Genomic DNA, 14,180 nt, shown 5'->3' on the forward strand with positions numbered 1-14,180 from the left:
CGAAGGTAGTTTACTTAAGCTGCGTCTTATTTACCAGGCAGGTCTCCTGACTTATGAATCATTTTACTCCCAGCACCTTCCCCAAACATAAGATTTGAGTGGCTTTTCTCTGGTTTCATCCTCACTTACAGTAGCGGGGGCTGTAACGGCTTTTCACCGTCTTCCCTTTTAAGTTACATGAACACCTGATAAGACATATTAAATTACAATTTCATTTTATCAGAATAACAATCTATTAACAATGACTTTTCTTATGAATTCATTGATTTATTCCAGATAATATTGGAAAACCTTCTGTAATCTGAAGTCTAGTTATACCACAGTTTTCAATTTTAAACTTCCAGTAGCCATCTATACTTCCAGTTATCTGCTCAGACAAAATACTTCTAATAACTCCTCCATGGGTAACTATGAGTATTTTTCCTTTTTTATATTTATTAATAATTTTCTCAAATGTATTATTGACTCTTTCATGCATTTCCATTAAACTTTCACCTCTGGGAATCTTAAAATTAGTAAAATCTTCCGCCCAATATTTGGCCTCTACAGGAAATTTATTAATAATTTCATCATAACTAAGGCCTTCCCATATACCAAAGTTTAGCTCTTTTAAGGAGCTTTCCTTTTCAATCCTTTTTCTGTGGTCTTTATTTATTATTTCTGCCGTTATAAAACATCTATTTAAATCGCTACTTATAATTAACTTAATTTCTTCACCTGCTAATTTTTTTCTGACAGCTTCGGCTTGTTTAACTCCCTTATCAGTTAGAAAAGAATCTGTCCATCCACAATATAAACTTTCCTTGTTCATTTTTGACTCCCCATGTCTTACAAAGATTATCTCAAGCATTTTTAAATCTCCTAACGTGTTCTAGTTTATTACATAAGCAAAAAGAAAATATTAAAACTCCTGCTATGATAACTAGCATAATAAGTTAAATTAAGGGCAATATTCCCATATGCAATTTTCTCACCTAAATAGAATAACTATAAATAAAAGGAAAGCCACTTCAGATAATTCAGATAATGATCCTAAAGTATCCCCTGTCATTCCATCTATTCTATTGCTTATATGTCTAACATATAATATGGAAAATATTAGCATAAGTCCTATAACAGGAACAATTTTAAGGAATATTAGTGACGGTATTATTGCAATAATAAATGCTATTAAAAATTGTCCTGTACTTACTTTTCCAATAAAAAGATTTCCCATTCCCTGTTTTCTTGCGGGACTGGCTATTCGTGATGCAAGGACAACATTCAACTTTGCAAATATTGGCATCAAAAGCAACACAGCATAAACATCTGGTACTTTAAGGCTATTTATTAATACAATCTTCAAAATAAGCAGCACAAATAATGCTAATGCTCCATTAGTTCCCAATCTACTGTCCTTCATTATTTCTAAAATCCTATCCTTTTGTCGATTACTATATACACCATCAAAGGTGTCTGCCAATCCATCAAGATGTAGCCCCCCTGTTATAAACACTTCTATTATAACAGCAAATACAGCTCCTAATAGCTTATCGGATAATATAGTCCCTATATAATAAAAAGCCACTACAAACATTCCTATAATTAGTCCTACAAGGGGAAAATATATAACCCCTTCAAAAAAATCATCTTCATTTACATCTAAATTCATATTAATTGGAATTCTTGTTAAAAACTGAAGCATAAGTATAAATCTTTTCATAATCATTTTCTCCTCTACTTTATCTTCATGGGTATGCCTGAAACTGTAAAGTATACCTCATCTGAATTTCCTGCTATAAACTGATTAATCCTCCCAGCAATATCTCTAAATATTCTAGACAATCTATTCTCAGGAACAATTCCCAGCCCCACTTCATTAGTGACTAAAACACAATTAATTTCTACAGCTCTTATTTTTTTTATAAGAAGACTCACTTGCTCTTTTATATACTCTTCTATTTCAGAAGCTCTTTCCATATTAATATCATCCCAACCGAGATCACTATTTTCAAACATTAAATTTGTTACTAAAATAGTAATGCAATCTAACAAAATCACATCATGTTTTACAGAAATCTCATCTATGTATTTATATATATCCTTGTAAATCTCATAAGTAGTCCAATAATTCGGCCTTGATTCTCTATGCTTTTTTATCCTATCCTTCATTCCATCATCAAAGGGTAAAGCCGTTGCTATATATGCCACATTCTCACTTAATTTGGCCGTAAGCTTTTCTGCAAATGAACTTTTCCCACTTCTTGCTCCACCAGTTATTAAAATAATTTTTGAATTCATATTGGCTTCTTTACATTTTTCATTTTCTATCATAAAGTTTCCTCCATCTTTCCTATCAAAATAGGGTAATGTAAAAAATAATGCCCTAATCCTAGGACATTTTTTATTATATAAACAAATATTCATAAAATCAACAGCATTAATAAATGAAGAAATTGCATAATACATGTGAAATTTTTTTAAATACAAAATGCAGTAGAGAAAGTTAAGCAAGTTATCTACATATTGTATTTTAAAATTAACAATGTTAATTATGCAAGTTTCTCAAACATAACCCAAACCTATTATTTGATTTTAACCGCTGTACCATATACTAATAATTCGGCAGCTCCCTGCATAATAGCCGATGTGGCAAACCTTATATTGACAATTGCATCAGCCCTCTGACTTTGAGCATCATCTACCATTCTTTTAATAGCAATTTTTCTAGCTTGCTCTAACATCTTTGTATATTCATTAATCTCTCCACCAACTATTGTTTTTAAACTTGCTACAATATCCTTTCCGATATGTTTTGACTGAATAGTACTACCTCTAACTAAGCCGATTACCTCGGTTATTTCTCTACCGGGTATATTGTTAGTATTTACTAGAATCATCCTCTTCATTTCTCTCCTTTCTTCTAATAATTATTAAATTAAGAATCATTGTAAATATACCGATTACGATTAATATTATGGAAATTTTTATTGGCATTGGCATAGAAAAATCTAAAAGCACTATATAAATACCATATATAATCATAATTAGAATACCCAGCAAAACAAAAAAATAACCAAGTCTCACCATTAAACCACCTCAGCCTTCCTTTTCTTATACTCTTCCCTTGCCAAGCTCCATTGATCTCTAGCCTTTAGCTCTATATGTCTTTTCCTTTTTATCTGGGGATTGCTTAAGGTTTTATCAAACCAAATTATAGACTTCGAAAACTTTTCTGCTCTTCTATTAAGTTCTCCCAATAAATAAAGCACTATCACTTCCTCATCTTCATTACCACTAATTCTCTCGCCGGTATATGCTTTTTCAAAAAAATTTATTGTAAAATCAATAAATTTTTTTTCTTCTTTTTCATTTTTGTATCTATAAAACCATGCTAAACGCAAACAAAGCTTCCCTTGTATGCTGCTTTTTTCATTTAATACATCACAACATAATAGTGCTAATTTATATGCTTCAATGGCTTCGTCAATATCTCTTCTTCCACCATAGCTTCTTGGATTCCATTTTGGAGAAATAGTATTTAAAATTTTTTCTTTATTTTCCTCTGGTTTTGTTATGGAAAAACCTCCTTCAAGAGCAGCATAACCACAGTGTTCGCACACAAAAACCCCATAAAACAACGGATTTTCCCCTTCATAATATGGACAAAAATCTGTATCTCTTTTTGAAACTCTTATTGCTGAAGTTTTTACCTTTTTAGTGGTAAATTTATTATTACATATAGGACAAATAATATTTTTTTCATATAATCCATCACTCATTTAAAACACCTCTGCTATAAATTATTAATGTCTAATTCACCAAGTTCGCCTTGATTTTTTTCAATATTATTATTTTCTTCAATATTATTATTTTCTTCCATCTTATTATTTTCTTCAATAGGTTGTTTTGTCCCCTTCTTTATTATTTCCTTACGTGGTCTGTAATAATCTTTAGATATTAGTTTCTTCTCAACAAATTTTCCATCTTCATAGATATGAATATATGATGATACTCTATAACCATTTCTTCCTTTATCCGCTATTATCTCATCTCCTATTAGTATATTTTCATCAAAGACTACTTCAGTATCTTTTTTAATGACTTTATCTATATTACTAGTTAATTTTATTTCCCTATTTAAATTGTTTTCACCAAAAATATTGATAGTTATTTTGTTCTTATTGATAATTGATTCTATATATATAGGTGCATCTGTGGTATTCTTAAACTTAAAATCCAATACTCCATAGGAAACAGTAGCATCTAATCCAATAGGAACATAGGTAGAAGGAATACTGTGATTAGTTCTTTCTAAAATACCCAATTGACTAAATAATACAGTATTATAAAGAGTACTTGAAACTTGACATACTCCTCCTCCAATACCATCTACTAATTCTCCTTTAAATATCACAGGAGCATTTTTATAACCACTTTTCACATTTCTTGGTCCAACAACATCATTAAAAGAAAAAATTTCTCCTGGTAAAAATATTTTTCCATTAATGGCTTCAGCAGCTAATTTAACATTATAGCTTCTCCCTCTGTTTCCTAAGTTAAACTTTGTTGTATAGGAACCCAGTAAATGTTGAATTCTATTAAGCATATCCCATGTATATTTGGGAGCCACAGTTTCCACATCCATATCAATTTCAACAACATTATAAAAATTACTATTTAATAGCTCTTTAGAGATTTTTTCTGCAGTTTTTTCCTTATTTAGCCTTACTCCAAAGGATTCTTTACTAACAACAAATTCTTCTTTTTCCCTTTTAATAGTGGCATCTATACTTGGGCGATTTATATCCTTCTCTATTGTATTCAATAAATTGTTTATTTTTTCCATATCTATTGAAGCTTTAAGAGACATATTATAAGGCTCTTTTAAAAGGCCAGCCATTGTATATATACGGTCAAAAAAAGTACCTCTTCTTCCAATCAAATAGGCATCATTTACAGCCTTTAAAAAATCATATTTCATTCCTATATCTTGCGGCTTTAGTTCCCATGAATTATCTTTATATCTTAATATTATCTTTTCATTATCTAAAACATTCTTAAGGCTTTTTTCAATTTTTTCATTGGCTTCCACAATAGTAAGTCCACCAATATCAATTTTTTCTATATGTATGCCACTGTGAATAGAATCTTTATAGATAAGCATCACAGAAATCACAGCAGATATACTACTAAATAAAAGAAAGCCAATAACAATTATTGTTATGCTTAGCAATCTTTTTTTCCCTTTAGATTTATTATTATTATTTGTCATAATTGCCTCCAAAATAATATATATGATTGAAAGTTGACAGGTAAATTTTATTATTTCCAAAATATCTCAATATCATCTCCTTCTTTAAGAATATCTGTATAGCTAGCTCTATTACCATTTAGCTTAAGCTCTAATATTCCCTTAGGAGTATTTATATCAAAGTCTATATAATTAAATATTTCTACAAAAATTGGATTTTTATCATCTCTATTTAACTTTATTTTTTTCCCATTTACATTTACTATAATGTAATTTAATTTTTCTTTTACATCCTTCTTATCTAAATCCTTATTATTCAAATCCTTCTTATCTAAATCCTTATCTTTTTTCTCAATCTTTTCTATACTAATAACATCTCCATTACTTAATATATGATTCCTATTAACATTCATATCATTTAAAAAAATTCTTTTTTCATATAAATTTATATTATGGATTTCCATTAGTTCTTCAATATTTTTAATCTTATCAATATTTACTTTATCATTGTTCTTCAATATGTAATCTTCATGGGATTTCTCTCCATTTACACTTATGGATTTAATTAGATTTACATTTTCACCATTCACTATAATAGTTTGGGTAAAATCAACAATACTCTTTAACTTTACCCTTGGTGCTTTTCCTGGGGTTGCCTCTTTAATAACGATAGAATCCTCATGTTTTATTTTTGTATCTAAACTTGCTAGTTTTCCATTAAGATATATTTTTGCCACTTCTCCATAACTACCATGTAATATTCTCTTATTACCATTTACTTCAATAGATATTGATTCACCTTTTTTTGCTATTAATTTTCTAGCATTAAAACCTACTAATAATAAAGCATCAGCAACAGAAAGCTGCTTAGAATTAAACAATCTTATCAGTTTATCATTTACAGTAACCTTAAGAAAATTCTGTTCCTTTTCTTTAAATGCTGTATATCCTATTCCTATTGGTGTAATAAACTCTGGCCCTTTAAGTTCATCACATAGGAAACCAAGTTTTTCTAAAACCTTCGTTCCACGTACTACTACACGTTCCTTAGGAATTTCTAGTTTTTCAGACAAATACTTTGTTAGCCTTGGAATTTGACTTCCTCCTCCTATACAAAATACTGCACTAGGAGAATTCCCATTATTCTCAACTATCTTTTCAGCAATTTTTTCACTAAGCTCCCGAATTACATCATCTATCTTTGATACTATATCCTCCGTTGGCAAATCATATTCTATCCCAACTATATCAGTAAACCTGTGATGCTTTTTATTGTTTAACTGGCTTTTTAACTTTTCTGCGGTTATAAAGTCTAATAAAAAGGCTCTGGAAATAGCCTCGGTTATTTCATCACCTGCAAAGGAAACCATAGCATAGGAAGATATTGTTCCATTTCTGGTAATAGCAATATCAGATGTTCCAGCTCCTATATCCACAAGAGCCAAATTCAACAATCTAAATTTAGGGGGAATAGCAATATTTATAGCGGCTATGGGTTCAAGAGTTAAATTAATAACTTCAAGTCCCACATTATGAACCACTGTATATAAGCTGTCTATTACAACATAGGGAAGGAAAGTGGCCAAAACCTCAGCTCCAATTTTTTTACCTTTATGGCCTTTTAGATTAGTAATAATACTATCATCCAAATAGTAATTCACAACTGTATATCCAACACAATAATATTTAGATTCCTTATCATTGCATATCTCTTCTAATTCCTTTTGTGTCATCTGTATTCCATGGAGTTCTAAACTATCAATTAAAGGTTTTTCTATTACAGCAGTAGAATCTATTTCATTTTCAACAAAAACCTTCTGAGTCTTTAATGCTCTACCAGCTGCAGCTATAGATACATATTTAAGACTGATCCCATTTCTACCTTCCAATCTTTCTTTTACTTCCCTGGCAACCTGAGAAACTTTTTCTATATCATGTATTTGGCCATCGTACATCGCTCTATCAGGATGCTCAATTATCTCATAATCAATTACGGTATAAACTTCCCCTTCCATTTTTCCAAGTATACCAACTACACTTCTGGTTCCTATATCAAGAGAAAAAATGACGTCTCCCATTATATCCCCCCTTTTCAACATTATCTCATTCCATCTAGATTTCTAACTATAGTATTTTAAAACAAAATATATTAATATATTATAAAAAAATTTTTCTAATAACATTATACGACAAATATTTATTTAAGTATATACATCCAATTAGTAAAGGAGCATTTAGAATCCTATTCAGGTGAAGTATAATTCTATCTGAAGCTTCAATGTTCTACTTTAGCAGCTAGAATCACTCAGAAATTTTCTTGTAATACAAACAATAGCCCGTAAGGGGACACAATTCACATTTCGGCTTTCTCGCTTTGCATATCCTTCTTCCATGAAAAATAAGCCAATGATGGGCATCGGACCATAGATTTTTTTCAATGTTTTTCATTAACTGATCTTCTGTAGCAAAAACATCCTTGCTATTAGCTAAACCAATTCTATTCGAAACTCTAAAAACATGGGTATCAACTGCAATAGCATCTTTCCCAAAGGCATTACTTACAACTACATTTGCAGTTTTTCTTCCTACTCCCGGTAAAGTCATAAGCTCTTCTATAGTACTTGGAACTTGAGAATTGAATTCTTCTATTAGAATCCTACATGTATTTAAAATATTTTTGGATTTCATCCTATAGAAACCACAACTTTTAACCAAAGCTCCCAATTCCTCTTCACTCAATTGCAAAAAATCTTCAGGAGTATTATATTTTTTGTATAATTCATTCGTTACTTTATTTACACGTTTATCTGTACATTGGGCCGCCAATATTGTAGCAATTAAAAGTTCAAAGGGCGAATTATATATCAGTTCAGATTCAGCTTCTGGATATAAATCTTGTAAAATCTTTAAAACTTCCTTAATTTCTTTTTTTGAAAGCATCTTTTTACTTCTAGCCATATAAAAAATCCTTTCTATCTATAGATAAACACCATTGTCATTTAAAATTTATTAGACTTTAAAGTTGCTTATCTTTAATATTTTTTTAAATTATTTCAAATTTACATTCTATTATTTCTACCCTGCCATCATTTTCGATAAACTTAATTACATTGTTGAGCATCTGATTGGCATGTTTAGTAGAAGTGGTTACACATACCAAACCAATTACTCCCCTTCTCCAAATATCATTCAAATCTACTTCAGCTATTGATACATTATACCTTGATTGTATTCTTTTGAGTAAGCTTTTAATCACTTGTCTCTTTTCCTTTAATGAATTAACCTCAAATATTACTAGTTTAATTTCACAGCTTCCAATAATCATTTTATTCCTCGCTTGTCAATTTAATTTGTAATAATTAATTTAACCCATTGTGCCAGTTTTAAATAAACGTTCCTTTTATTAATTTTTAAAATCACATATCTATAGTCAGCATAACTTTACATACTTACAATTATATAATAAAAAAAAGGGGGCTTCAATATTACAAAGAGAATTGGCTAATTATAGAAAATGCTATTTTTAGAAATATACATGTGAAATTTAACATTAAAATAATAAAAGGCTATTTCTTCACCAGATATACTTTGTTTATTTAGCTGACAGCTGCTACTCATTAGCTGTTAGCTTTATAAATTCAATACATCAAGGAAAAAACAACCTTATAATTAAATATAAATAATTTTAGTCATTCTCTTTTATTTAAGTATTTTCATTTCCTCTCCAACTTTCTTAAATACTGACACCGCTCTTTCAAGCTGTTCTTCAGTGTGAGCTGCAGTTACCATACATCTTACCCTGCCTGTTCCTTTAGGTACTGTTGGAAATACAATTCCAGATACAAATACACCATTATCAAATAACTTTCTAGAAAATTCCATGGTTTTTGCTTCATCACCAATTATAACTGGTGTTATTGGAGTCTCACTATTTCCAGTGTTAAATCCTAACTCTCCTAATTTCGCCTTGAAAAATTTAGCATTAGACCAAAGTTTATCGGTATATTCACTGGATTCCATAAGCATCTTAACAGCTTCAGTTATGGCACCTACTGCAGCTGGTGGTAGTGAAGTACTAAATAATAAAGGTCTACCTCTATGGCTTAACCATTCTTGCATCGTAGAACTTCCAGCAACATATCCTCCAACTACTCCTATTGCCTTTGATAAAGTACCAATACTAAAGTCCACTCTACCATGTAATCCAAAGTGATCTACTGTTCCACGACCATTTTCCCCTAAAACTCCTGATCCATGGGCATCATCGACATAGGTCATTGCTTCGTATTTTTCTGCAAGCTTAACAATTTCAGGTAGATTTGCAACATCCCCATCCATACTGAAAACCCCATCAGTAATTACAAGGATATTTCTATATTTATCTCTATTCTCCTTTAAAACGCTCTCTAAACTATTCATATCATTATGCTTATATATTGTTTTATTAGCCTTTGAAAGCCTAGATCCATCTATTATACTTGCATGGTTTAATTCATCGGATACAATTAAATCTCCTTTTTCTGTTATAGCCTGAATAGCTCCTGCATTACAATTAAATCCAGACTGGAATGACATAACAGCTTCTTCTCTTTTAAATTCTGCTAAGATCTTTTCCATTTCTTCATGTATATCCATATTACCAACTATGGTTCTAACAGCTCCAGCTCCTACACCGTACTTTTCTACTGCAGCTATAGCTGCTTTTTTCAATCTTGGATGGTTGGCAAAACCTAGGTAATTGTTTGATGATAAATTAATAACTTTTTTTCCATTTAAAATAACCTCTGCTTCATTTGCCCCTTCTAAAACAGGAAGTTTTCTATAAACCCCTTGATCCTTTAAGTCTTTAATTTTCTCCTTTAAAAACGTTAATTCATGAACATTTGCCATTTGAAAATCTCCTCCTTTTAAAAAAAGATATATTATCTTACATCCATCGACTTATTATGTTAACTAAAAAACAAACAACACTAAATTATATATTAAGCTTTTCCTTCAACTTTTCTAGCATATCTGTAGTCATTGTTTCAAGATTGTATTTAGGCTTCCATCCCCATTCATTTCTAGCTGCATTATCATCTAATGAATTAGGCCATGACTCAGCAATTTTCTGTTTAACAGGATCAACATCATATTTCATTGTAAACTCTGGTATTTGTTTTTTTATTTCTTCATAAATTTCTTCTGGTCCAAAACTCATAGACGCTATATTGAATGCATTTCTATGCTCAAGCTTAGAAGCATCAGCCTCCATTAAATCTACTACAGAATCCAATGCATCGGGCATATACATCATATCCATTTTGGTACCTTCTTTAATATTGCATGTAAATTCCTTTGTTTTCAATGCTTCATAGTAAATATGTACAGCATAATCAGTGGTTCCACCACCGGGTAAGGCTTTGTATGATATTAAGCCCGGAAATCTTACCCCCCTTGTATCAACACCAAATCTTTCATAATAATAATCACATAATAACTCTCCTGACACTTTAGAAACACCATAAATAGTTGTAGGTCTTTGAATTGTATCTTGAGGAGTTAAATCCTTTGGAGTACTTGGACCAAAAGCTGCTATAGAGCTTGGAACAAATATTGCACAATTATTTTCCCTTGCAACTTCCAAAGCGTTGTATAATCCATTCATATTTATATTCCAAAGTACATGGGGTTTTTCTTCTCCTACTGCTGAAAGAATAGAAGCTAAATGAATAATAGTATCAATATCATATTTTTTTGTTATATCTGCAATCTGCTGTGGATTTAAAACATCTACTATTTCAAAAGGACCTGACTCAATAATCTCTTTACTGTTTTCCTTTCCTTTACCTGTACTTCTACTGCTAGCCACTACATTTTTTTCTCCATAAATATCCCTAAGCTTTAAAACTAGTTCTGAACCAATTTGCCCTAAGGCTCCTGTAACTAATATTTTTTTCATTTTTATCACCTCACATTATTATTTGAGTAAATTGCATAATTACCTTATGTAAAAACCATGTATTATATACATCTTTGAAACCTTCGAAGTCATGCTATCATATATTATACAATTTACTCATTTGTATTAGAATTGTATTAAAATTTGCCTAGATAAGTTAAAATAATATATGTATTACAATTTCAATTTAATTACATTTAGAGTTAGCGGCTAATTTAATAGTGTGAAAATTCTAGAAACGGATAACGATGAGAATTGTAAATTCATATGGATCTCATCTTTAGTTCTAAACTTTTAAATTCATCATTAAGCTTTTGATCATCTCTCAAAGTCATTTGTATTTTATTCGCAAACAAAATAATGTTTTCATAGAATTATTGTATTCATATGGCGTACATTAATTAATTTAAGTATACTACAAAAAAATAAATAATCAAGGGTAAATGGTAAAAAATTTAAATTTCTTTGTTTCTTAAAAAATATATGACAGATCAAAAATTTGACCTGTCATATTTAAGGAAAAACTATCAATTTCAATTTTCATATTTATTCATTAATTGACTATAGGAGTTCAATTTAGTTTGAACCACATTACATATTTCTTTAAAGCTCATGTCCGTTAATATTTCTATTCCTTCTTCTATTTTAGATACAGAATAAATGCTGAACTTTCCGCTTCTTACTGCTTCAATAATCTCATCCTCTAAAACTAAATCATCCAAATTCTGAGAAGGTATAATTACACCTTGATTACCAGTCAAGCCAAAATATTTGCATATATCGTAAAATCCTTCAACCTTCTCCGTTATACCACCAACAGGCTGAATTTCACCTTTTTGATTAACTGAGCCAGTTACAGCTATATTCTGCTTTATAGGAATATTCCCAATACTAGATAAAATTCCATAGAGCTCAGTACTTGATGCACTATCTCCATCTACTCCATTATAGGATTGTTCAAAACAAATTTTTGATGTAATATTTAAAGGTTTATCTTTACAAAATTTTTCATTAAGATATCCTTCCAAAATCATTACACCTTTATCATGTATATTGCCGCTAAGCTCTACTTCCCTCTCTATGTTAATAATTCCTTTAGTACCAGCATAGGATGATACAGTTATAACCATTGGCCTACCAAAAACATAATCTCCGGTATTTATCACTGAAAGACCATTTATCTTTCCAACCTCACTACCTTTAACATTTATAATAATCTTACCATCTTTATATAGATCGTCGATTCTATCTTCTATTCTATTATTTCTTTTTCTTTTTTCACGAACTGCTTTTTTTACATTATTTTCAGCAATATATCTATTTCCTTCATATTTTGCCCAAGCATCTGCTTCTATTAAAATCTCAATTATATTATTAAACATTGTAGTTAACTTACTTTGGCTTCCAGCTATTCTATTGCTGTATTCAAGAACTTTAAGTACGCCATCTTTAGTAAAATGTCTTAGATTTTCTTTTTCACAAAAAGAATTAATAAAACAAGCCATTTTATATTGATTTTCAAGGGTATTATCCATAATGGAATCAAAATCCGCTTTAATTTTAAATAATTTATTAAAATCTTCATCATATTGATAAAGCAAATTATAAATTTGGGGATTTCCTATAAGTATTATTTTTATATCTATTGGTATAGGCTCCGGTTTTAACGTAGCTATATCAGTAATACCCAACTGATGCCTCAAACTTTCAATTTTTATCTTTCTATTATATAGTGTACGCTTTATAGCCAGCCAAGAATGAGAATTTCTTAGGAGTTCCAATGCATCTATTATTAGAAAGCCACCATTTGCCTTATGAAGAGAGCCTGGTTTAATCATAGTAAAATCAGTTCTAAGGGAGCTATTTTCACTTTCATATTCTATTACTCCCATAAGATTATTAAAAGTTGGATTAGTTTCAACAATCACTGGAGCTCCCTCTACTTCACTATTGTCTACAATTAAATTAACATAGTATCTTGGTGCAAACTCCTTTACATTACTTTTAATTGAAATATCCTCTTCTGCTATAGCTTCAAAATCAGAAACATTCTCTATTACATCTTCTTCAATTTCCCCAATATATTCAATAACTTCATTAATGGCTTTATATTTCTCAATAATAGTTTCGCTAATTGGTTTCACAATAAAATGAGCTGTCATTTTCTGAAAATCAATTAGCTCCCTTTTAGACTCCTTTTCTAATATCTTTACTTTTCTTAATATTTCTATAGCTTTTAGCTGTATTTGCTCACCATTCTTTTCGTAAATATTCTTTTCTTCTTCTTCTAGATTATCGAATTCTTCATCACTAATTTTTTCTCCATCTTTAATTGGTACAAAAACTAATCCAGTTGAAATATTTTTTATTTCAAATCCTAATGTTTTGCTATACTCAATTAAGAAATCTAACAATTCATTCTTCTTCTCCTGATAACTTTTCAATATATCATTTTTTCTTTTTTGATATTCTTCACTGATAAATGTCTTTGGAACCTCAGATATTAATTCTCTAACAAAATAATCCATATCCGCCTGAAATATCTTGCCTGTACCGGCAGGAAGCCTAATGCTCTTAGGTCTATCCGGCTCATTAAAATTATTAACATAGCACCAATCGTATTTTTTTTCTTCCCTTTTTGCCTTATCTTTTACCTTAGAAATACAATAGGTAGTTTTTCCAGTTCCCTTCAAACCAGATATATATATATTGTACTTAGGATTTTTTACATTCAAACCAAAATCTAAAGCCTGTGCTGCTCTTTCTTGTCCCACAATATCATTAAAAGCCTCTAAATCCTTAGTGGTTTTAAAATTAAACTGTCTTGGATTATATGATTTTTTCAATTTATAATAATTTAGCTTATTCCTTTTCTTCACAAAATCCCCCCTTGTTGGAAGTTATATTCTATATTATTCATATAACCAGTCTTTGCTTCATAAAATTTGAGGATTTTGTGTCTACCTTTTTTAAAAAACTGCTAGAAGTATTGTTTTCTAGCAGTTT

Annotated in this window: 13 protein-coding genes and 1 riboswitch; all 13 genes read right to left on the reverse strand. The window is 30.1% G+C overall.

The genetic code is table 11. From position 1 onward, the window contains the following. Positions 1–19: 19 nt before the first annotated feature. Positions 20–204, reverse strand: a riboswitch (cobalamin riboswitch). Between the two features lie 55 nt (positions 205–259). Continuing rightward, positions 260–850 carry an alpha-ribazole phosphatase gene (gene cobC, locus B5X81_RS13985; RefSeq protein WP_079492544.1) on the reverse strand — a complete coding sequence of 197 codons (591 nt, stop codon included), beginning with the start codon at positions 848–850 and terminating at the stop codon, positions 260–262. A 120-nt stretch (positions 851–970) separates the two neighbouring features. Then, positions 971–1,702: an adenosylcobinamide-GDP ribazoletransferase gene (gene cobS, locus B5X81_RS13990; RefSeq protein ID WP_170917425.1), complete on the reverse strand. Its 732-nt coding sequence runs from the start codon at positions 1,700–1,702 to the stop codon at positions 971–973. A 14-nt stretch (positions 1,703–1,716) separates the two neighbouring features. Further along, positions 1,717–2,313, reverse strand: a complete 597-nt coding sequence (cobU, locus tag B5X81_RS13995) for a bifunctional adenosylcobinamide kinase/adenosylcobinamide-phosphate guanylyltransferase (protein WP_244282104.1) — start codon at positions 2,311–2,313, stop codon at positions 1,717–1,719. Between the two features lie 251 nt (positions 2,314–2,564). Then, on the reverse strand, positions 2,565–2,879 hold the full coding sequence (locus B5X81_RS14000; RefSeq protein WP_079492547.1) for a YbjQ family protein: 315 nt from the start codon (positions 2,877–2,879) through the stop codon (positions 2,565–2,567). Then, positions 2,860–3,066: a hypothetical protein gene (locus B5X81_RS14005; RefSeq protein ID WP_079492548.1), complete on the reverse strand. Its 207-nt coding sequence runs from the start codon at positions 3,064–3,066 to the stop codon at positions 2,860–2,862. The genes B5X81_RS14000 and B5X81_RS14005 overlap by 20 nt, the downstream gene beginning before the upstream one ends. A gap of 2 nt (positions 3,067–3,068) precedes the next feature. After that, complete coding sequence (locus B5X81_RS14010) at positions 3,069–3,761, reverse strand: DUF2225 domain-containing protein (RefSeq protein WP_079492550.1); 693 nt, start codon at positions 3,759–3,761, stop codon at positions 3,069–3,071. 14 nt (positions 3,762–3,775) lie between these two features. Beyond that, positions 3,776–5,254 carry a VanW family protein gene (locus tag B5X81_RS14015; RefSeq protein ID WP_079492551.1) on the reverse strand — a complete coding sequence of 493 codons (1,479 nt, stop codon included), beginning with the start codon at positions 5,252–5,254 and terminating at the stop codon, positions 3,776–3,778. Between the two features lie 50 nt (positions 5,255–5,304). Further along, the gene (locus tag B5X81_RS14020; RefSeq protein WP_244282105.1) at positions 5,305–7,311 is read right to left on the reverse strand and encodes a cell division protein FtsA; all 2,007 of its coding nucleotides are present in this window, start codon (positions 7,309–7,311) and stop codon (positions 5,305–5,307) included. Between the two features lie 223 nt (positions 7,312–7,534). Continuing rightward, positions 7,535–8,191, reverse strand: coding sequence for an endonuclease III (gene nth, locus B5X81_RS14025; RefSeq protein WP_170917426.1), 657 nt, complete (start codon positions 8,189–8,191; stop codon positions 7,535–7,537). Positions 8,192–8,276: 85 nt separating this feature from the next. Then, positions 8,277–8,558 carry a DUF503 domain-containing protein gene (locus tag B5X81_RS14030; RefSeq protein ID WP_079492554.1) on the reverse strand — a complete coding sequence of 94 codons (282 nt, stop codon included), beginning with the start codon at positions 8,556–8,558 and terminating at the stop codon, positions 8,277–8,279. A gap of 374 nt (positions 8,559–8,932) precedes the next feature. Further along, entirely contained in the window at positions 8,933–10,123 is a 1,191-nt protein-coding gene (locus B5X81_RS14035; RefSeq protein WP_079492556.1) for a glycine C-acetyltransferase, read from the reverse strand. An 85-nt stretch (positions 10,124–10,208) separates the two neighbouring features. Beyond that, positions 10,209–11,174, reverse strand: coding sequence for an L-threonine 3-dehydrogenase (locus B5X81_RS14040; RefSeq protein WP_079492557.1), 966 nt, complete (start codon positions 11,172–11,174; stop codon positions 10,209–10,211). A gap of 533 nt (positions 11,175–11,707) precedes the next feature. Next, on the reverse strand, positions 11,708–14,053 hold the full coding sequence (locus B5X81_RS14045) for a Lon protease family protein (protein ID WP_079492559.1): 2,346 nt from the start codon (positions 14,051–14,053) through the stop codon (positions 11,708–11,710). Positions 14,054–14,180: the final 127 nt, after the last annotated feature.

Source organism: Maledivibacter halophilus (assembly GCF_900167445.1).
Taxonomy (GTDB): Bacteria; Bacillota; Clostridia; order Peptostreptococcales; family Caminicellaceae; genus Maledivibacter; species Maledivibacter halophilus.

Coding starts and splice junctions, on each gene's coding strand:
- cobC (WP_079492544.1), bottom strand. CDS start 850: ATGCTTGAGATAATCTTTGTAAGACATGGGGAGTCAAAAATGAACAAG.
- B5X81_RS14000 (WP_079492547.1), bottom strand. CDS start 2,879: ATGATTCTAGTAAATACTAACAATATACCCGGTAGAGAAATAACCGAG.
- nth (WP_170917426.1), bottom strand. CDS start 8,191: ATGGCTAGAAGTAAAAAGATGCTTTCAAAAAAAGAAATTAAGGAAGTT.
- B5X81_RS14030 (WP_079492554.1), bottom strand. CDS start 8,558: ATGATTATTGGAAGCTGTGAAATTAAACTAGTAATATTTGAGGTTAAT.
- B5X81_RS14010 (WP_079492550.1), bottom strand. CDS start 3,761: ATGAGTGATGGATTATATGAAAAAAATATTATTTGTCCTATATGTAAT.
- B5X81_RS14015 (WP_079492551.1), bottom strand. CDS start 5,254: ATGACAAATAATAATAATAAATCTAAAGGGAAAAAAAGATTGCTAAGC.
- cobS (WP_170917425.1), bottom strand. CDS start 1,702: ATGAAAAGATTTATACTTATGCTTCAGTTTTTAACAAGAATTCCAATT.
- B5X81_RS14020 (WP_244282105.1), bottom strand. CDS start 7,311: ATGGGAGACGTCATTTTTTCTCTTGATATAGGAACCAGAAGTGTAGTT.
- cobU (WP_244282104.1), bottom strand. CDS start 2,313: ATGATAGAAAATGAAAAATGTAAAGAAGCCAATATGAATTCAAAAATT.
- B5X81_RS14035 (WP_079492556.1), bottom strand. CDS start 10,123: ATGGCAAATGTTCATGAATTAACGTTTTTAAAGGAGAAAATTAAAGAC.
- B5X81_RS14040 (WP_079492557.1), bottom strand. CDS start 11,174: ATGAAAAAAATATTAGTTACAGGAGCCTTAGGGCAAATTGGTTCAGAA.